21 protein-coding genes are annotated in these 19263 nt (G+C 69.1%); 10 read left to right on the plus strand and 11 right to left on the minus strand.

The features are described 5' to 3' along the window. Positions 1-20 precede the first annotated feature (20 nt). From gad to AMA02S_RS04775, 7 genes are all read right to left on the minus strand, one after another. Positions 21-1415 carry a glutamate decarboxylase gene (gene gad, locus AMA02S_RS04750; RefSeq protein WP_067452105.1) on the minus strand — a complete coding sequence of 465 codons (1395 nt, stop codon included), beginning with the start codon at positions 1413-1415 and terminating at the stop codon, positions 21-23. 297 nt (positions 1416-1712) lie between these two features. Continuing rightward, a complete protein-coding gene (locus tag AMA02S_RS04755; RefSeq protein ID WP_067452275.1) occupies positions 1713-2507 on the minus strand; it encodes a DUF3050 domain-containing protein in 795 nt (264 codons plus the stop codon). Positions 2508-2886: 379 nt separating this feature from the next. Then, positions 2887-3663 (minus strand): aldo/keto reductase, encoded by a 777-nt coding sequence (locus tag AMA02S_RS04760; RefSeq protein ID WP_218004842.1) that lies wholly within the window; start codon positions 3661-3663, stop codon positions 2887-2889. Positions 3664-3715: 52 nt separating this feature from the next. Further along, positions 3716-3838, minus strand: coding sequence for a hypothetical protein (locus tag AMA02S_RS44595; protein WP_281181839.1), 123 nt, complete (start codon positions 3836-3838; stop codon positions 3716-3718). Further along, positions 3835-4272 (minus strand): MmcQ/YjbR family DNA-binding protein, encoded by a 438-nt coding sequence (locus AMA02S_RS04765; protein ID WP_067452111.1) that lies wholly within the window; start codon positions 4270-4272, stop codon positions 3835-3837. The genes AMA02S_RS44595 and AMA02S_RS04765 overlap by 4 nt, the downstream gene beginning before the upstream one ends. A 99-nt stretch (positions 4273-4371) precedes the next feature. After that, the gene (locus AMA02S_RS04770; RefSeq protein ID WP_157430387.1) at positions 4372-5121 is read right to left on the minus strand and encodes a hypothetical protein; all 750 of its coding nucleotides are present in this window, start codon (positions 5119-5121) and stop codon (positions 4372-4374) included. Between the two features lie 104 nt (positions 5122-5225). After that, positions 5226-6011: a 2-keto-4-pentenoate hydratase gene (locus AMA02S_RS04775; RefSeq protein WP_084264608.1), complete on the minus strand. Its 786-nt coding sequence runs from the start codon at positions 6009-6011 to the stop codon at positions 5226-5228. Between the two features lie 174 nt (positions 6012-6185). On the opposite strand from AMA02S_RS04775, the gene AMA02S_RS04780 reads away from it, so the two are divergent. The 10 genes from AMA02S_RS04780 (at position 6186) to AMA02S_RS04825 (ending at position 15733) form a co-directional block, all read left to right on the plus strand. Next, the gene (locus AMA02S_RS04780) at positions 6186-6947 is read left to right on the plus strand and encodes an alpha/beta fold hydrolase (protein WP_067452127.1); all 762 of its coding nucleotides are present in this window, start codon (positions 6186-6188) and stop codon (positions 6945-6947) included. Then, positions 6944-7594 carry a pyroglutamyl-peptidase I gene (locus tag AMA02S_RS04785; protein WP_067452129.1) on the plus strand — a complete coding sequence of 217 codons (651 nt, stop codon included), beginning with the start codon at positions 6944-6946 and terminating at the stop codon, positions 7592-7594. The genes AMA02S_RS04780 and AMA02S_RS04785 overlap by 4 nt, the downstream gene beginning before the upstream one ends. A 139-nt stretch (positions 7595-7733) precedes the next feature. Further along, positions 7734-9053, plus strand: a complete 1320-nt coding sequence (locus tag AMA02S_RS04790; protein WP_067452131.1) for an aromatic ring-hydroxylating oxygenase subunit alpha — start codon at positions 7734-7736, stop codon at positions 9051-9053. Continuing rightward, positions 9050-9613 (plus strand): aromatic-ring-hydroxylating dioxygenase subunit beta, encoded by a 564-nt coding sequence (locus tag AMA02S_RS04795; RefSeq protein ID WP_084264612.1) that lies wholly within the window; start codon positions 9050-9052, stop codon positions 9611-9613. The genes AMA02S_RS04790 and AMA02S_RS04795 overlap by 4 nt, the downstream gene beginning before the upstream one ends. A gap of 18 nt (positions 9614-9631) precedes the next feature. Further along, the gene (locus AMA02S_RS04800; protein ID WP_067452136.1) at positions 9632-10819 is read left to right on the plus strand and encodes an oxidoreductase; all 1188 of its coding nucleotides are present in this window, start codon (positions 9632-9634) and stop codon (positions 10817-10819) included. Then, the gene (locus tag AMA02S_RS04805) at positions 10816-12231 is read left to right on the plus strand and encodes an FAD-binding oxidoreductase (RefSeq protein ID WP_067452141.1); all 1416 of its coding nucleotides are present in this window, start codon (positions 10816-10818) and stop codon (positions 12229-12231) included. The genes AMA02S_RS04800 and AMA02S_RS04805 overlap by 4 nt, the downstream gene beginning before the upstream one ends. Then, the gene (locus AMA02S_RS04810; protein ID WP_218004843.1) at positions 12228-13442 is read left to right on the plus strand and encodes an aromatic ring-hydroxylating oxygenase subunit alpha; all 1215 of its coding nucleotides are present in this window, start codon (positions 12228-12230) and stop codon (positions 13440-13442) included. Before AMA02S_RS04805 ends, AMA02S_RS04810 begins: the two co-directional genes overlap by 4 nt. Further along, on the plus strand, positions 13432-14004 hold the full coding sequence (locus AMA02S_RS04815) for an aromatic-ring-hydroxylating dioxygenase subunit beta (RefSeq protein ID WP_218004844.1): 573 nt from the start codon (positions 13432-13434) through the stop codon (positions 14002-14004). Before AMA02S_RS04810 ends, AMA02S_RS04815 begins: the two co-directional genes overlap by 11 nt. Before the next feature lie 23 nt (positions 14005-14027). Then, the gene (locus tag AMA02S_RS04820) at positions 14028-14918 is read left to right on the plus strand and encodes a VOC family protein (RefSeq protein ID WP_067452144.1); all 891 of its coding nucleotides are present in this window, start codon (positions 14028-14030) and stop codon (positions 14916-14918) included. Between the two features lie 8 nt (positions 14919-14926). Continuing rightward, the gene (locus tag AMA02S_RS04825) at positions 14927-15733 is read left to right on the plus strand and encodes an SDR family NAD(P)-dependent oxidoreductase (protein WP_067452147.1); all 807 of its coding nucleotides are present in this window, start codon (positions 14927-14929) and stop codon (positions 15731-15733) included. A 118-nt stretch (positions 15734-15851) separates the two neighbouring features. Here the strand turns inward: AMA02S_RS04825 and AMA02S_RS04830 are convergent, their stop codons facing one another. The 4 genes from AMA02S_RS04830 to AMA02S_RS04845 form a co-directional block, all read right to left on the minus strand. After that, complete coding sequence (locus AMA02S_RS04830) at positions 15852-16172, minus strand: hypothetical protein (protein ID WP_067452150.1); 321 nt, start codon at positions 16170-16172, stop codon at positions 15852-15854. 262 nt (positions 16173-16434) lie between these two features. Then, positions 16435-16773, minus strand: a complete 339-nt coding sequence (locus tag AMA02S_RS04835; RefSeq protein ID WP_245667358.1) for a non-heme iron oxygenase ferredoxin subunit — start codon at positions 16771-16773, stop codon at positions 16435-16437. Next, positions 16770-18008 (minus strand): NAD(P)/FAD-dependent oxidoreductase, encoded by a 1239-nt coding sequence (locus AMA02S_RS04840; protein WP_067452156.1) that lies wholly within the window; start codon positions 18006-18008, stop codon positions 16770-16772. The genes AMA02S_RS04835 and AMA02S_RS04840 overlap by 4 nt, the downstream gene beginning before the upstream one ends. A 21-nt stretch (positions 18009-18029) precedes the next feature. Next, positions 18030-19208, minus strand: a complete 1179-nt coding sequence (locus AMA02S_RS04845; protein ID WP_067452159.1) for an ABC transporter substrate-binding protein — start codon at positions 19206-19208, stop codon at positions 18030-18032. Positions 19209-19263: the final 55 nt, after the last annotated feature.

Genomic DNA, 19263 nt, shown 5'->3' on the forward strand with positions numbered 1-19263 from the left:
AACCCGGACCGGCCGGCGTCCTAGTGGTGGAACACCGTGCGCGCGGCATCGTCGGGAACACCCTTGGTCAGGCGTTCCAGCGCGCGGCGCATGTCGGCGGCCAGCACCGAGATCTCGTCCCGCCCGATGCCGTGCCGGATGAGGACGCGCTGGATCACCGTGTCCTCCTGGTCGGCGGGCAGTGGGTAGGCCGGCACCTGCCAGCCGCGCATACGAAGGTGCTCGGTCAGGTCGTACAGGCTGAAGCCGGCGTTGGCGGGGTCCTTCAACGTGTACGAGACCGCGGGCAACCCACCCTGACCGTCGTACAACAGCCTGAACGGTCCCATCCTGTCGATCTCACCGCCCAGATACCGAGCGGTATCCGCACACGCCTCGTACACCCGGCGGTACCCGCCCCGCCCCAGCCGCAGGAACAGGTAGTACTGCGCGACGATCTCCCCGCCCGGCCGGGAGAAGTTGAGCGCGAACGTGGGCATGTCGCCGCCCAGATAGTTGACCTTGAAGATGAGCTCCTCGGGCAGCAGGTCAGGCTCACGCCACACCACCCACCCGACGCCCAGCGGGGCCATCCCGTACTTGTGCCCCGAAGCGTTGATGGAGGCGACCCGCTCGATCCGGAAGTCCCAGACCAGGTCCGGATACAGGAACGGCGCGATGAATCCGCCGCTCGCCGCGTCCACATGGAGGGGAATGTCCAGCCCGGTCTCGGCCTGGATCCGATCCAGCTCCTCGGCGATCTCCTTCACCGGCTCGAAGTCGCAGGTGAACGTCACGCCCAGAATGGCGACGACCCCGATGGTGTTCTCGTCCACGTACTGTTCGAGCTGGTGCGGCCGCAGCCCGGTCGCCCCCTGCTCCAACGGCACCTGCCGCAGCTCCACGTCGAAGTAGCGCGCGAACTTGTCCCAGCAGATCTGCACCGGCCCGCACACCAGGTTCGGTCTGTCCGCCGGCTTGCCCTCCGCCGCACGCCGTTTGCGCCACCGATGCTTGAGCGCCAGCCCACCCAGCATCGCCGCCTCGCTGGACCCCGTCGTCGAACAGCCCATCGTGCCCACACCCGCCGGCGCGTTCCACAGATCCGCCAGGATGTGGACGCACCGCGACTCGATCTCCGCGGTCTGCGGATACTCGTCCTTGTCGATCATGTTCTTGTCGAGGCACTCGTTCATCAGCCGGTGCACCTCGTCATCGGACCAGGTCGTGCAGAACGTCGCCAGGTTCTGCGCCGCGTTCCCATCCAGCAACAGCTCGTTGTGGATCACCGAGTAGACCACGTTCGGTAGCGAGGGTTCGTCCGGGATCTTCCGTTTGGCCAGTACCTGCTGGCTCAGCGGTGTGGCGAACACATCTGTTGCCTCGTCCTCCGATTCGCCGTCCGCCTTGGCGTTCTTCACCACATGCAGAGCCACAGCCGCCCCTCATCGTCGAGCTCCTGACCGTCGTGATCGACGACTTTCCCCGGTACATCCCCCGGGAAAGCCAGGACTGGGCATCTTCCCGGCAAGTCGCGACGGCGCCGCGGGTCCGGTCCGTCCGGCACCGGGCGGCGTGGGAACAACGAGGCGAGCGGCATGCCAGTGCCGCGGCGGCGAGGCTGAAGGCCAAGGGCACCTGCACCGCATCCGTGAAGTTCCGAGCGCGCGGATCTGGAGGCCTGGGTGGTGGCCGACATCCGTGACCGACGCGCTCGGACCGAACCTGACCGGCTACGAAGCTGAGCGGATCTCAGCGAGGACGCCGTCCCAGAGCCTGCTCCGCGCTGCGAACGCGGTCTCGACTGTCGCGTGGCATTCGGCCCACTTGGCCTCATCGTCGCCGCAGAGGTCCGCGAGCATCTGCATCGCCATGGGCGTGTGTTCCTCGCTGTCGACCTGGATGTGGCGCCTGAGGTAGTCGACGAACGTCGAGAGGCGGTCGCCGAGCTGCTGGTTCAGCGCAGCGAGCTGGTCGAACATGTCCGGGATAAGGTCCTCGCGCCCGAAGGCGAAGGCCGCCGCCTGGCAGTGCACGGGGCTCTGCTCGACGAAGTCCCAGGTGGTCGCGACGAACTCGGCCGCGGGCTCCGGCGTGCCGGACTCTTTCAGGGAACGCAGGACGGGTTCGCCGCTGCGCAGCAGACCGAGGAATGACTCGATCGGTGCCGTGTCGGCTCCAGCTTGCGCCATGCTGTCGAGGTAGAGCTCGAAGTGGCTGACGAAGCCGCCGTCTAACTCGTCGCTTTCCTCGGCTAACACGATGTCGTTGATGAGACGCCGGCTCGCGGGCGGGCCTTGCGGTACCCACGGAACCTGCACGCAGGTTAGCTGCATCTGTAGCTTTTTCAGCAGGGACATGAAGTCCCATACCGCGAAGACATGGTGTTCCATGAACGTGACGACCGCGGGTAGTTCATCGAGGGTCTGGTAGATGGGGTGGGCGATCACTTCCTGGCGGCCGGGCTCCACGGCTGCCGCGAGCCGTTTGGCCGCCGGATTCGTCGTGCCCCATTCATAAGGTGACATGCGCGCTACCTTCCTCGTGTGCTCGATCGAAAGCGGGCTACCTCTGGAGAATGGCAGGGCGAAGCGCACACCCTGCATCCGGCCTATTACTCATCTCGGCCGGTAAGGATGCGGGCGCGGTCAGTTATCGTGCAATTCCCCCGTTCGCAAATTCTGCGTAGTCCACCCCTATCGGCAGGGTAAATGAGCCGTGCAATGCGGTCAAGCTATGGGTGCGTGCATCGTTCTCGTACTGGGCGCGGCCGTGCGCCTAACTGGTGGGGCGGGATGGTCGACTGAATACGTGAGATGCTTTTGAGTAGCGAGAATCGACACAAAACGCCCATATCGAAGGCGCTCAGTGCGCATGGAGTTCCTGATCGATTGACCCGCTCTTCGGTCAGCCGGTGCGGGCCAGGGTGTCGATCGAGGCGACGTCTTCCTTGGTGAGGTCGAAGCCGTCCAGGTCGAAATTGGCCGCGATGCGCTCCCGGTGCGAGGACCTGGGGAGGATCACGATGTCGTGTTCCAGATGCCACCGGAGGACGACCTGGGCGGGGGTGACTCCGTGCCGTTGTGCGATTTCGGTGAGGACTGGATTGAGCAGATCGGTGTTCTTCAGACCGCTGTAGCCCTCGACGACGACGCCCCGGCGACGATGCTCGTCCAGCAGGGCGGGATCGTGCTGCGCCGGGCTCCACGAGATCTGGTTGACCGCCGGCTGCTGCCCGGTGGCCTCCGTCAGCAGGTCGATCTGCGCCGGGCTGTAGTTGCTGACCCCGGCGTTGCGGATCAGCCCCGCGTCCTTCGCGGACACGAGTTCCCGCCACGTCGAGACGAGTTCCTCCTGCCCGGCCGGCCAGTGGATCAGCCAGAGATCCACGTAGTCGGTGCCGAGCAATCGCAAACTCGACTCCAGGGTGCGGCGGGCGTTCCGCGCGTCCTGCGGACGCAGCTTGGTGGTGATGAAGATCTGCCCCCGATCCACACCGCTGTCCTTCACCGCCCGGCCGACGTCCGCCTCGTTCTGATACAGCGTCGCGGTGTCGACATGCCGGTAGCCGATATCAAGCGCCGCACGCACCGACTCGTACGCGGCCGTGGACCGCAGTTGCCAGGTCCCAAAACCGATCAACGGCAGCGCAGTCCCACCGGGCAGATTCACAGTCAGAGTCATGCACGTCATTCTGCCCCGGCCCTGCCTCGGTGATCGCGTGTCCCGGCATGGCTCAGAGCGGAACTCCCGCGTCACCCGCCCGGCAGACGCAGCCGCCGCCGATCCGGTGGACGTGCCGCAGCCGCGCCCGCAGTGCCGCGGCGCCGGCGGTCTCTTCTCGGTCGTCGGTATTCATGTTGCCGACTGCGCCGGGGGATGAGCCTTGAGCCAGTCCGCGGCCCGGCGGGCGGACGCTCGCGACAACCACGCGTCCTGGACGACCTCCGCCAATTCGTCGCGGGTGAGTTCGCCGATACGACTGGCCCGCAACAGTACCGACCGATGGCCATTGAAATGCGCGGTGGTGAAGAACGCCGAGTTCTCATCCTGCACCAGCGCCTGCTTGTCTTCTTCGGACGCGACCCAAAAGACGATCACATCCTGGTAGCGTTCTCCGCTCCCAGGATCGACCGCGTCCGGCCTCGGATTGCGGAAGAAGATGAACGATTTCCCGCCCACCTGGTAGACCGGATTATCTCCGGTTCCAGGGTAGACGGTGACATGTGGCATCGCGAGAGCAAGCGCGTGTACATCCTCGACCCGGGCGGGCCGACTCTCGTCGTCCGGCATGGCCTCAGGGTAGGCGGTGCGATGCCACGGCGACGTCAAGGCGACAGGAACGGCGCCCAGGGCGAGACGCCGTGTCGCCGTGTCGTCGTGTGAACGCCGTCAGGTAGCGGGATGTTCGCGGCTGGGGATGCCGGTCTTGACCTCGGTGAGGCGGGCGCGCGCTCCGGCGAGGCGTTCGCGCAGTTCGGGAAGCGGAGTGCCGGTGATGCCGGGGGCGGCGGTCTCGTCGGCGATGAGCCGCTCGTACCGCTCCACCTTACGGCGGGCGTAGCCGATCTCCAGGGCCTGGTGGCGGGCGGGTCCCCCCGAGGCGGCCGCCTTGAGCAGCAGCGCCTCGGCGGCGGTGATCATCGCGGCGTGCTCGGCGGTGCTCATCGGTGTGAGCCCGGCCGAGACCTGGTGGTCGGGGTCGTCGTCGATGACGTCGACGTAGCGGTATCGCTCCGCGGTCCACTCGTCCAGCCGGGTCAGGGTCTCCGGCGATGCCTCGGCGCCGGACGGCAGGCCGGCGGTCCCCGCGTCGCCGGTCAGCCAGTGCTCGATGATCGCCTCGTCCACGTTCTTGTCGGCCTCGGCATAGCGCTCGTGCGCGGTCTGCTTGGACACCTCGCCCAGGGCCTCGCCGATGGCCGCCCAGGGAGCGCCGCGGCGCCGGTCGTAGAGCACGGCCAGCTGCATGACCTGCTCGGCCGCCGCGACGAGTCGCTGCGCCTCCTCGGTGACGTCGCCCGGACCTCCGTCGGTCCCCGTACGGGTCAAGCCGGTGGCGCGGTCGGCCAGGTCCGCGGCGGCGTGGCTCAGCGCGAGGCGAATCCGCGATGCGCGGGACAGATCCATGGAATCGCTCATCCGTCAAGGTTCGCTTGACGAACTACCTACCGTCAAGATGCTCTTGACATTTGCTTATTGATGGCAGTGTGCTTTCCGTTCCGCTGCGCGGACCGGATGGGCGATCAGCAGGTCAGGGTAACTGCTCCGAGATGCGTGAAGTGGGCCGTGACGGTGGAGCCCTTGGTCAGGGGCATCGCGTCCGTCATTCCTCCGGTCAGGACCGTCCAGCCCGCCTCGATGGCGTGGCCCCGTTCGGCCAGCGAGTTCGCGGCCATGGCCAGCGCCTCGGCGGGGTTCCCCTGGACGGCCGCGCCGGTCGCGGTCGCGGCGATCTTGCCGTTCACCTCCAGGTTGCATGCCTCCAGAGGCAGGTGGAGGGCGGCGGCTGAGGCGGAGAGCGGCCCGGTGACGTAGCAGCCCGAGGACGCGTTGTCGGCGATGACATCGGGCAGGGTGAAGCGGAAGTCGCGATAGCGGCTGTCGATGATCTCCAGACCGCCGTAGACGCGGTCGACGGCCGCCAGGGCCGAGGCGGCGGTCACCCCGGGACCGGCCAGGCGGCGGCCCATGACGAAGATGATCTCAGGTTCGACCCGGGGATGGATGAGGCGTTCCCAGGGGAGCGCGCTGCCCGCCGGGAGCGCCATCGCGTCGGTGAGCCATGCGGTGATCGGCCGGTCGACGTTCATCTGCCGCTGCTTGGCCTGGGAGGTGAGGCCGAGCTTGACGCCGATGAGCGCCTCGCCCCGTTCGATCCGGCGGCAGAGCGTCTCGTCCTGGATCCGGTAGGCCGTCGCGAGATCGAGGTCGGGCATCTCGTCGGTGAGCGGCTCGCGGTCGGTGACGGTGTCTTCGGCGCGCAACAGCCAGGTCGCCTGCTCGTCGATGCCGTTTCGAACTGATTCCACGTTCGGCCTCCTGTCGGTCTCCGGCACGGTGAACCAGGGCGGTCGGACGGGCCAGCACGCCTTTCCGGCGATCGGAACGAATCAGTGAATGTGCCGTCCCCCGGAACGACCGCGTTGCGGCGGGACGGGCCCGGTGCCGAACATCCCCGTTGCCGAACGAGCGGAGGATGAGCGATGGCGACCATGGACGCCGACGGTGTCACGATCTACTACGAGGATCTGGGGGAGGGCGACCCGCTCCTGTTGATCCACGGGGCGGCCGCGTCCGGACGATGGTTCGATGACCTGCCCCGGCGGCTCGCCGAGAAGCGGCGGGTGATCATGCCGGACCTGCGCGGGCTGGGCCGCAGCCAGCGGGTCGCGCCGCTGGAGCGACCCGAGGTCTGGGTCGAGGACATGTGGCGCGTGCTGGACGCCGCCGGCGTCGACCGCGCCGACGTGGCCGGGGTGTCCCTCGGCACCCGCGTCGCCGGACGGCTGGCACTGGAGCGGCCGGAGCGGCTTCGTTCGCTTATCGTGGACGCGCCGATCACCGGCCTCAGCGCGCACGGGAACGCCGCGCTCAAGAACGTCTTCGCGGTGGTCGAGGACGACAGCGAGCAGGCGAGGGAATGGCGCGACCTGCACGGTGACGACTGGCGGGACGTCGTGGGCTTCTACGGCGAGACCCGAAGCGGGGCGCGGTTCCAGGAGTACTACACGGTGCGGCCCCACCTGGCGGAGATCACGGTGCCGACGCTGGTGTGCCGCGGGGACCACGACGACTCCGTCCATCCCGTCGACGACGCGTTCGTCTGGCACAAGGAGTCTCCGCACACCGAGCTTTTCATCGCCCCGGGGCTGACCCAGTCATCGGTCATGAAGGAGCGTCCCGACGACTTCCTCGCGGCGCTCGACGGGTTCCTGCGGCGCAGGGAAACGGCCGCGGTGTCGTGAGCGTCGTGGTCGTCACGGGATTCGGGCCGTACGCGGAGGAGACCGACAATCCCAGCGGCGCGATCGCCGAACGGCTGGACGGGCGGCAGAACGGCGGCGTCACCGTGCGGGGGCTGGTGCTGCCGGTCACCACCCGGGGGGTGGAGGGTGCGATAGCCGGCGCGCTCGAACGGTACCGGCCGGACGCGCTCGTTCTGACGGGGGTGGCCCCCGGACGTACCGCACCCGCGCTCGAAAGGGTCGCGATCAATGTGCGGGATTTTCCGCTCCCCGACAACGGCGGGGAGGAGCCGGTGGACGAACCCGTCCACGCGGAGGGCCCGGACGGCTATTTCAGCACGTTGCCCATCAAGGCGATCGTGGCCCGGTGGACGGCCGAGGACATTCCCGGATATGTGTCCAACACCGCCGGTACGTTTCTGTGCAATCAGGCGTTCTATACCGCGCGGCACCTCACCCGGGACACTGCTGTGGCGGCGGGATTCGTGCATATTCCGATCACCCCGGCGCGTGCGGCCGGGATCGGGGGGCGGCCCGAGTCGTCCATGCCGTTGGACGTGATGGAGCGGGCTGTTCTCCTGGCCGCCGTCGTCGCCGCGAGCCACCGGGGTGATGACCTGTGCCTCCCGGCGGGAGCGATCAGCTGATCCGGGTCCGCGGCGCGCGTTTTCCGCGTGTTGTTCCTCAGGGCAGAACACCCTGCTGGACGGTATTGGACGGCCCGCGTTCGATGAGCACGACCTGGTCGGGAGAACCTGCTGGAATGCAAGGAAAGGAGGCCCATCGGTGGCCGTCGACGCGGAGTACTTGTCATCGCTGGTGAACTGGAAAGAGGGGCTCATCAGCCCTGAGATCTTCATCGATCCGGAGATCTACCGGCTGGAACAGGAGAAGATCTTCGGTCGATCCTGGCTTTTTCTGGCCCATGACAGCATGATTCCCAAGGCGAATGACTTCTTCGCCACGTACATGGGCGGGGACCCGGTTCTCGTGGTGCGGCAGCCCGACGGCGGGGTGGCGGCGTTCCTCAACGTCTGCCGGCACCGCGGCATGAAGGTCTGCCGCGCCGAGTCCGGCAACACCCGCACGTTCATGTGCACCTACCACGGCTGGACCTACGACAGCGCGGGTGAGCTCGTCGGGGTGCCGAACCTGGACGACGCCTACTACAACGACCTGTCGCTGAAGGAGAACGGCCTGGTCAAGGTCGCCCAGATCGACAGCTACAAGGGTCTGATCTTCGGGAACTTCGATGCGTCGGCCCCGCCCCTGGCCGAGTATCTGGGCGATCTGAAGTACTACATCGACGGTTGGGTCGACCACACCGAGAACGGCATCGAGGTGCTGCCCGGCGTCGTCAAGTGGACCATCAACGCGAACTGGAAGCTGGCCGCCGAGCAGTTCGTGGGCGACACCTACCACGCGCCGACCAGCCATGCTTCGTCGCTGCTGATGTTCGGCCCCGCGTTCGCGGGCAAGGACGGCGGGCACGTGGCGATGCGCGAGGGCCACGGTGAGAGCTTCCTGTTCGAGCGGCTGACGCGCTTCGAGGACGACCCGCTCGGCCAGTACAACGAGGCCAGAAGCCGGGCCGCCCGGGAGCGGGTGGGCGAGCGGGCGGAGTTCGTCGCCAACTTCACGGCGTTCCCGACGTTCTCCGGGCTGCCGGGCTCGGCCAACATCCGCGTCTGGCACCCCAAGGGGCCCAACAAGTTCGAGATCTGGTCCTTCACCGTCGTGGACAAGGACGCACCCGAGGCCGCGAGGCGGGCCCAGCAGGTCTCGGCGTCGTTCACCGAGGGGCCGGCGGGGGTCGTGGAGACCGACGACGGCGAGAACTGGGGCCTGATCGGGAACATCCTCGAACACGGTCACCAGGCAAGGAAGATGGCCTGGAACTACGAGATGGGACGCGGTCGCACGCGCGAGCACGAGCAGTTCCCCGGCGAGTACGGCGACTCGTTCTTCGGCGAGGACGGGCAGCGCGCCTTCTACCGGCGGTGGCTGGAGTTCATGATCAGCGACGCGTGGCCGAGCATCCCTGAGGAGCCCCAGGATCTCGGGCTGACCGAGGGCTCGTCGAGCCCCACCGGGGGTGTCCGATGAGTCTCGACCAGGTCACCGGCGCACCGACCACGACCGACGCGATGGTGCTGCACTACCGGGTCGAACGGTTCCTCTACGACGAGGCGCAACTGCTCGACACCTGGCTGTGGGACGAGTGGTTGGAGCTGTTCGCCGCCGACGTCCGCTACTGGATGCCGCTGCGCAAGAACCGGCTGCGGCGCCAGCGCACGGCGGACGAGGCGCCGGAGGGCATCGAGATCGCCCTCATCGACGATGACCACGCCGCGCTGAAGATGCGGGTGAACCAGATGAGGTCCGGGCAGCACTGGGCCGAGGACCCGCCCTCGCGCTGCCGTCACCTCGTCACGAACGTCCGGGTCGCTCCCGTCGGGGACGGGCACGGTGACGGGCCGCCCGAGCTGCGGGTGCGGTCCAACTTCATCGTCTACCGCAACCGCCTCGAAACCGAGGTGGACATCTGGGCGGGCGAGCGTCAGGACGTGCTCCGTCCGGTCGGCGACTCCTTCCAGATCGCCGCTCGCACGATCCTGCTCGACCAGAACGTCGTGCTGTCCAAGAACCTCAGCGTGTTCTTCTGAGCCCACCGAGGGAGTGAGATGGGCACCACGTCGCCGTGGCAACCGCTACGGCTGAAATCCGGGGCACTACTGCCGAACCGCTTCGTGCTGGCCCCGATGACGACCGACTCCGCCGAACCCGATGGCGGGGTCAGCGAGGCGGAGCTGAAGTATCTCGAACGCCGGTGCGCCAACCCGTTCGCCATGACGATCTCCTCGTGCGCGTATGTCGCCGAGGACGGCCGCTCCTGGCAGGGCATCGGCGCCGCGCACGATACGCACATCGACAGCCTGCGGGCCGTCGCGGCGGCCATGGCCGGTGGCGGCGGCCTCGCCGTCCTCCAGCTCTATGACGGCGGACGCATCGCCTTGCCGGGACTGGTCGGCCCTGCGGGGCTGCGCGCCCCGTCGGCCGTGCCCTCACTGCGGCCGGGCGCGCACACACCTCGCGAACTGACCGGGCCGGAGGTGTCCGGGCTTCGGGACCGCTTCGTGGAGGCCGCCCTGCGCGGCGAACGGGCGGGCTTCGGGGGCATCGAGCTGCACGGGGCCAACCACTACCTCCTCCACCAGTTCTTCTCCCCTCGCGCCAACCGGCGGACGGATCGCTGGGGCGGCGACCAGGCGCACCGCATGCGGTTCCCCCTGGAGGTCGCGGCGGCGGTCCGCGACGCGCTCGGCCCGCGGACCGTGCTCGGTTTCCGCGTCAACCCGTTCGAGTCCGAGCCCGGCGGTTTCCGGCTTCAGGACGCGGCGGAGCTGAGCTCACGGCTGGCCGACACGGGCGTCGACTACGTCCACATCTCGATGGACGACTTCCGTAGGCGTTCCCCGCAGCGCGAGGACCGCGACTGGACGGCGACCGGCGACGCGGTCACGGAGGAACGCAATCCGATCACCGCCATCTCCGGTGCCGTCGCGGGGCGTTGCGCCGTGATCGCCAGCGGGGGTGTCCGGACCGCGGACGACGCGCTGGCCGCGCTGGCGGCGGGAGCCGACCTCGTCGCCGTGGGGCGCGCGGCGGTCATCGACCCCGAGTGGCTCACCACGGTCCGCGACGGCGGCGACCGGAGGCCGCGAAGCCGGCTCCCGGCGGACCGCGACGAGATCGAGTCCGCGCTGACCCTTCCCTCGCGCATGGTGACCTACCTGCTCAGCAGACCTGACTGGGTCCCGCGCGAGCCGTCCGAACAACGCATTCACCCACCCAAGCAGGAGGCGCCATGAATTTCGACGACCCGGCTGAGAAGGAACTGCGCGCCTCCGTGGCGGGCACGGTGGCCAGGCCCGGTGAGCCCGGCTATGACGAGGCGGTGGCGATCTGGAACGGGTCCATCACCCGTCGCCCCTCGATCGTCGTGCGGTGCACCGGAACCGATGACGTCGCCGCCGCGCTGAAGTACGCGCGGGGTGCGGGGCTTGAGGTGTCCGTGCGCGGCGGTGGCCACGGGTTCTCCGGGTTCGCGCTCACGGAGGGCGGGTTGATGATCGACCTGTCGCCGCTCAAGTCGGTCACGGTCGATCCCACCACCCGCACCGCCGTCGCCGGAGGCGGCGTGAACTGGGGGGAACTGGACGCCGCCACGCAGGCGCACGGTCTGGCGGTGCCCGGCGGGATGATCAGCCACACCGGTATCGCCGGGCTCACGCTGGGCGGCGGTATCGGCTGGCTGTGCACGCTCGCGGGTCTGACCTGCGACAACCTCATCGGCGCCGAGGTGGTGACGGCCGACGGCAGCGTGCACCACGTCTCGGAGGAGTCCGAGCCGGAGCTGCTCTGGGCGCTGAAGGGCGGCGGCGGCAACTTCGGGGTCGTGACGGCGTTCACGTACCGGCTCACGCCGGTCGGGCCGCTGGTCAACTTCGCCATGTTCTTCTGGAGGCCCGAGCAGGGGCGGGACGCGCTGCGGTTCGCCCGCGACTTCGTCCCGACCCTGCCCGCCGACTGCGGCGCCTTCATCGCCGGGACGAACGCGCCCAACGCGCCGTTCGTCCCCGAGGAACTGCGGGACAAGCCCGGATGGCTTCTGGCGGTGGTGGGCTTCGGGGACGCCGAGAGCCATGCCCGCGCCATCGCCCCGGTCCGTGCGAACAAGGACCTGCCGCCGGCGGTGGAGGACGTCGAGGCGATCCCCTACACCCGGCTCCAGGGCATGTTCGACCACACCGGGCCGTGGGGCGCCTACTCCTACGAGAAGGCCGTGCACTTCAACGAGCTGACCGACGAGGTCATCGACATCATGGTCGAGCACCAGCCGAAGAAGACGGCGCACCTGTCGTTCACCCCGATCCTCGTCATGGCCGGTGAATACCACCGGGTCCAGGAGGAGTCCACCGCGTTCAGCGGCGGCCGTACCGGCAAATACGTCGTGAACGTCACGGCCGTCTGTCCCGACCGGGAGTCCTTCGAGACCGACCGCGTCTGGGTGCGCAACTACTGGGAGGAACTCGCGCCGCACGCGGTCGGCAAGGGCAGCTACATCAACTTCATGTCCGAGTACGACGAGGACCGCGTGAAGGCGGCCTACGGCGCGGCCAAGTACGCACGGCTGGCGGCGGTGAAGACCCAGTACGACCCCGACAACGTCTTCCACCTCAACGCCAACATCAAGCCCGCGGGATCACGGGAGGCGCGATGACGACGGCCATGCCCTTGGGCGCGGCGGAGAACACCGAGGACGAGGACGAGTACGAGGCCGTCCGCGCGAAGGTCGCGGCGCGTTTCACCAACCCGCTGGACCTGCCGAAGGAGATCTTCGCGGACGAGGTGATCTACCGGGAGGAACTGCGCCGCATCTTCAACGGGCCGTACTGGCATCCGGTGGCCCACCTTGCCGAGCTGCCGGAGCCCGGCAGTTTCAAGACCACCTGGCTGGGCGGTGTGCCGCTGCTGGTGTCGCGCGGGCAGGACGGTGTGGTCCGCGCGTTCGTCAACACGTGCACGCACCGCGGGACGATGCTCGAACAGCGCGCGTCCGGTGTCGCCGCCGAGTTCGAGTGCCCCTACCACCGGTGGCTGTTCGACAACCAGGGATGCTTCCGCGGGGCGCCGGGACAGCGCGACTTCCGCGCCGACTTCACGCCCGACGACTACGCGCTTCCCACGCTGCGGGTCGAGCAGCTCGCCGGGCTCGTCTTCGTCACCCGTTCCCCCCAGGCGCCTTCCCTCACGGAGTTCCTGGGGGAGGCGGCGAGCCCGCTCGGCGACTGCATGCTCGACGACGGACGGCTCACCCTGCTCGGCTACCAGAAGGTGGTCTACCGGACGAACTGGAAGACCTACTTCGACAACGACTTCTACCACGCGCCGCTGCTGCACACCGGCTTCCGGATGCTCGGCTGGCAGGGCGGCAGCGGCAAGGTGATCATCACCCAGCCCGTCGGTCACCTGTGCGTCGAGTACCAGAGCCGCCGGTACGTCGACAACGGATACCTCGCCGACACGAGCGTGGTGGAGTTCCGCGGCGACGACGACCGCGCCCGCGTGGTGGCGCTGCGTCCGGTCACGGTCGTCACCAAGCACCTGGACACCATCAACGTGCGGTTCGCCCGCCCCCTGGGCGTGGACCGCACCGAGGTGCACTACGCGTTCTTCGGGCACGAGGGTGACACCCCCGAGTACGCGGAGCACCGGGTGCGGCAGGCGTCCAACCTGCTGGGCCCCAGCGGCTTCATCACCATCGAGGACGCCGCCGTGTTCAGCCGCGTCCAGAAGACCTCGGGCGACGACGGGTACCAGCGGTTCGTCAAGGGCGCCGACCGGCCGCTCGAACAGGCGACGCAGAACGACGAACTGGCCAACACCATCGGGTGGGCCCACTACAGGGAGGTGATGGGCTTTGACCGCTGACACCACCACAGGTGACGCGGTGACAGGTGACGCGGTGACAGGTGACACCGTGGCCACCGGCACCGGGCGCCGCTGCGCGCGGCCCGCCGTCCGTCCCGACCACACCGCGATGCTGGACGAGCTGTACGCCGCGTACGCCGAGACCGTGGACGAGCGGCAGTGGGAGCGCTGGCCGGATCTGTTCACCGAGGAGTGCGCCTACACGGTCCAGAGCCTGGAGAACGCCGAACGCGGACTGCCGCTGGCGTACATGCTCGACGACTGCCGCGGCAGGCTGCTGGACCGCGTCAAGTTCGTCACCGAGGTGTGGGCGGGCACCATCGAGCCGTACCGGACGCGCCACCTCATCCAGCGCACCCGGACCGAGGCGGTCGGCGATGACGCCTACCGCGTGCGCGCCAACGTGGTGGTCACCTACACCGAGGCCGACGGCCCGCCGGCGATCCTCACCAGCGGCCACTACGACGACCACGTCCGGCTGACCGAGACCGGGCCGCTCTTCGCCGACAAGCGCGTCTACCTCGACGGCACGCCCACCCGCTACCTCGTCTACCCGCTCTGACCGAGCCCGGAAGGGAACCTTCGATGAGCGCTGTGAACCAGCTTTCCTACGTGGTCGGTGAGACCACCGACCTCAGGGGATGGAGGCGCTACGGCACCGAGATCCTCGGCCACCAGATCGGCTCCGACAGCGACGACCGGCTCCTGTACCTGCGGTCCGACGACCGCCACCACCGCCTGGCCGTCCGCGCCGGGCACAGCGACGACGTCGCCTACGTCGGCTGGGAGGTCGCCGACCACGCCGCGCTGGAGGCCGCGGCCGCCGCCCTGGAGCGGCACGGCGTGACGGTCGTCGCGGGCAAGCCCGAGGAGGCCGCGGACCGCCGCGTCCTGGAGCTCGTCCACTTCGTCTGCCCGCACTCGGGCGTGCGCATGGAACTGGTCGTCGGCCACGAGATGCTGCACGGACCCCGCTTCCGCCCCACCCGCGACCTGGAGGGGTTCCGCACCGGCGAGCTCGGCATGGGCCACGTGGTCCTGTACGCGCCCGACGTCAAGGCCGCGGCGGACTTCTACGTCACGGTGCTCGGCTTCGGCGTGACCGACTTCGCCAGCATCCCGGGGGCGGGCCTGTTTGCGGCCTTCCTGCACTGCAACCCCCGGCACCACTCCCTGGCGTTCATGAACATCCCCGGCGCGCCCCGCAAGATCCAGCACGTCATGTTCGAGACGGTCACCATGGACGACGTCGGCTACAGCCACGACGTGTGCCAGGACCGGCAGATCACGAGCACCTCGCCGGGACGCCACCACAACGACCGCACCTTCTCCTTCTACTTCCGCAACCCGTCCGGCTGGCACTTCGAGTACGGGTGGGCGCCCCGCACCATCGACCCCGGGACCTGGGACACCGAGCACTACCTGCTCCAGCCCGGGTTCGCGTGGGGGCACCGGGGCCTCATGGAGATGGTCTGAGGAGACCGATGGGCGAATCAGACAACCGCGGGGCGCGGTTCGCCGGGCGCACCTGCATCGTCACCGCGGCGGGCGCCGGGATCGGCGCGGCGATCGCCCGCGAGTGGTGCCGCGACGGCGGGCGCGCGCTGATCGCCGACCTCGACGCCGCCGCGGCACGACGGGTGGCCGAGTCCGTGCGCGCGGGCGGCGGCGAGGCCGTGTGGCTCGCCGCCGACGTCAACCTGCCGGAGACCGCCGAGGCCATGGTCACCGCCACGCTCGACGCCTTCGGGTCCGTGGACACGCTCTTCAACGTCGCCGGGGTCAACCTCCTCAAGAGCGTCGACGAGATGGAGGACCCCGACTGGTACCGCATCATCGACACCAACCTGACCTCGGTCTACCGCTGCTCCAAGCACGTCCTGCCGGAGCTGCGCCGTGCCGGCGGCGGCGTGATCGTCAACGTCTCGTCGACGGCGGGGATCCTGGCCGAGAACCGCTGCGCCGCCTACAGCGCGGGCAAGGGCGGTGTCGTCCTCCTCACTCGCAACATGGCGATGGACTACGCGTGCGACAACATCCGGGTGAACGCCTTGTGCCCGGGGAGCACCATGACGCCCCGCATCCGTTCCTACCTGCGTGATTACCCGGGGCACGAGAAGATGATCGACACCCTCAACCCGATGGGGCGCTTCGCCTGGCCCGAGGAGATCGCCAAGCCCGCGCTCTTCCTCGCCTCCGACGACGCGTCGTTCATCACCGGAGCGTCCCTGGTCGTGGACGGCGGGATGACGGCGGGGATACGTTTCCCCATCTTCGAGGAGGGCCGCTAGAGCATCCATGCCCTCCGGCCGTCGCGGTGCCCCCGCGATGGCCTGAGGGCATGGGGTCACCCCTACCTCAGCGTCGGGGCCTGCCAGGGCGGATAGGCGGTCCGCCCTGGACGGGCGGTCAGTGCGAGACCATCCCCAGGCAATCGTCCGCGATCTTGGCGTTGATCGGCGCGATCTCGTTCCGCTTGTGCTCCGTGACGCCGGTGAGGTGGCCGAACTCGTGGAGCAGGATCAATTGCTGCATATCCTGCCGGGTGGGTGTCCGGTTGAGCCTCGCCCCGCCGAACAGCCCGACGTCGTTCACGGTGAGGAACGGTTCGAAGATCCGGATCGTGCCGCCGGCGCGGATCCCCTGTTCGGACGCGGTGGCGAAGACGAAGTCACCACTGAGGGGGTCGAGGATTCCGGGCAGGCCGGTGTCCTCGATCCGGGTGAACAAGAAGTCCGTGTATGCGGTCCGCCGCCGCCAGCGCCAGGCTTGTGACGATGCGAGTGCCGCGACGGCGGCCCGACCGGGGCGTTGCGGTGCTGGTGACGGACCGCCGGCGGCGGAGAGAACGGATGAGCGACAGGGGCATCTCGCGTCCTTCGGTCGACAGGTGACCGGGCTGCGGCCCGATCACCCATGGTTCGCGCGCCGGACGGCGCCGGATGCCTCCCGTACTAGGCGAACTTTTCGTCTGAGCGCCTGCCCCACCGCGTCAGGAGGCGGTCGTGGCCACGTAGACATCGCCGTCGATGACGCTCACCTCGTACGTGGCGAGGGGGATCGAGGCCGGCGGGGCCTTGACGGCGCCGGACCTGACACAGAACCTCGCGAGGTGCCACCCGCATTCGATCTCGCCGTTCTCCAGGTAGCCCTCTTCGGACAGCGACGAGAGGCCGTGGGTGCACAGGTCGGCGGTCGCGTAGAACTCGCCGTCGACGTTGTAGACGGCGATGGGCGGATTGCCGGGGACCTGGCGGATCTCGCCGGGCGGCAGCTCGTCCACGGCGCAGGCGCGCACGAGCTGGGATGCGGTGTTCTGACTGGTCATCATGATTCTCCCCGTGGTGTCGTGCGGCGGATGTCGACGCTCGTGTCGGCGAGCAGGTTCTCGTCGGGTCTGGCGCGGGCGGCGATGAGCCCGGTGGCGGCCCGTACGTCGCGCGGCCGGTTGACGCCGATGGCGGCCACGAGTACGCCGTCTCGCAGGTAACAGGCCGTGAACCGCATGTCGTCGGGCTCGCCGCGCCACACGACCGTGTCGGTGGGACGAGGGTGGCCCGACATCTGGATGTTGAGCTCGTACTGGTCGGACCAGAACCAGGGCACCTGCGCGTACGGCTCGCCCTTGCCGAGCATCGACCGGGCCGCCGCCATCCCCTGGTTCTGGGCGTTCTGGAAGTGCTCCAGCCGGACGGGCCCGCCCAGCACCGGGTTCGGGTGGCGGGCGACGTCCCCGGCCGCGTAGACGTCCGGGTGCGAGGTGGCGCAGTACTCGTCGACGAGCACACCGTCCCCGACGGCGAGTCCGCTGCGGGCGGCGAGCTCGTCGTTGGGCAGGACGCCGACCCCGACGACCACGAGGTCGGCCGGGATCGACTGCCCGTCGGTGGTGACCACCCGCCGCACGCGGCGGCCGGGCGTCCCGCCGCCCTCGAAACGCTCCACCCCCGCCTGGGTGATCACGCGGACGCCCCGCTCGCGGTGGTGGCGGGTGAGCAGCTCGGCGATGTCGTCGCCGAGGACGCGCCGCATCGGCAGGTGGTCCAGCTCCACCATGGTCACCCGGTTGCCCAGCGCGCGGGCGGACGAGGCCAGCTCCGCGCCGATGAAGCCGCCGCCCACGACCACGAGGGCGGCGCCGTCCTGGAGGGCGGCGCGGATCGCCTGCGCGTCGTCCAGGGTCCGCAGGTGGTGGACGCCTTCGAGGTCCGCCCCCGGCACGGGCAGGGGGCGGGGGCGGCTGCCGGTGGTCAGCAGCACCTTGTCGGCCGGGACGGACGCGCCGTCCGCCAGCTCCACCCGCCGCTCCTCGGGCACCAGCCGGGCCACGTCGGCGCCGAGCAGCAGCTCGATGTCGTTGTCCTGGTAGAAGGGCTCGGGGAACAGGCGGGCGTCGGCGGGCTCCTTGGTACCGAGGATGAGCTCCTTGGACAGCGGGGGCCGCTCGTACGGCGGGTGCGGCTCCGCGTCGATGAGGATCACGCGCCCGTCGAACCCCTCCTCCCTGAGCGTCCCCGCGGCGCGGCCGCCCGCCAGCCCCGCACCGACGATCACATGGGTCGCCACTGATGTCTCCTCCGCTTCTCTTTACTTCGCGAGGTATTCGAGGTGGAACTGGCCATCGGTGCCGAACCGGAGCATGCCGGGGAAGTAGCCGAGGCCCTGGTGGTCGTCCTTGGTGTAGGTGTAGGAGCCGAGGACGCCGACGGATCTGCTCTTCTCGACGTGGGCGGCGATCTCCTTGCCGGTGCCGGCGCCGCCCTTCAGCGCGTCGAGGATCTGGTTGGTGGCGTCGAACGCCGCGGCCTCGGAGTGCCCGGTCGGCTTGGCGCCGTAGGTGGCCTGCCAGGCGGCGCGGAACTTCAGGATCGTGTCCCGGTTCGGGACGGACGCCGGGATCTCGGCGACGGGCAGGTTGACCCAGTGGACGCCCGCGACCATGCCGCCGGGCACCATGGAGCCCTTGACGAGGTTGAGCACCGAATGCGCCACCGCGCCGTGCCCGACGACCAGGGGCATCTTCATGCCCAGCGCGTTCATGCCCTGGGTGATCGGCAGCAGGTTGGCGCCGGACGCGCCCGCGATGACGACGTCGGGCCGCTGCCCGCGCAGCCGGATGAGCTGGGTCTGCACGTTGGTGGCACCGGACTGGAAGGTCTCCACCCCGGTCAGCTTGATCTTGGGGTTGCGGACGGTGAGATCGCGGGCGATCTTCTCCATCGCGTCGCCGGTGGCGTCGGCGGTGCGGACGAGGGCGATCCTGGTCATGCCCTTGTGGGCGAAGTAGGGGGTGAGGAAGACGTGGTACTCGTCCAGCGAGCCCTGCGCCCAGAAGATCAGTGGCTGGACGCGGGTGGCGATCGGCGACAGGCAGAACTGCATGACGCCCTTCGGTTCCAGGATCGCGTTCATCGCGCTGCACCCGGCCCCGGTGGCGGTGCCCAGCACGGCCGGGACGTCCTTGCGGCGGGCGAACTCGCGGGCGGCCGCGGCGGCGACCGCCGGCTGCGACTCCGAGTCGCGCACGACGAGCCGGACGGTCCGGCCGCGGACGCCGCCCGCCTGGTTGACCTGCTTGACGGCCAGGTTGATGGCGTCGAGCTCGGGCAGCCCGAGGACGGCGAGCGGTCCGGTCTTCTCGATGATCACACCGAGATCGATCGGGCCGTCGTCGTCTCCCGACGCCGCCGAACAGCCGGCGGCGAGCAGGAGGGCCGCCGCGGACGAGGTGAGGGTGAGGGCACGGTTACGGTACGTGGCGCGCATGGGCTGTCTCCAAGACTGCTGGTGGCCAGGGGGTGGGGAGAGTCGGGGAGGGAGC

Origin of the sequence: Actinomadura macra NBRC 14102, assembly GCF_001552215.1 — a bacterium.
Lineage (GTDB): Bacteria > Actinomycetota > Actinomycetes > Streptosporangiales > Streptosporangiaceae > Spirillospora > Spirillospora macra.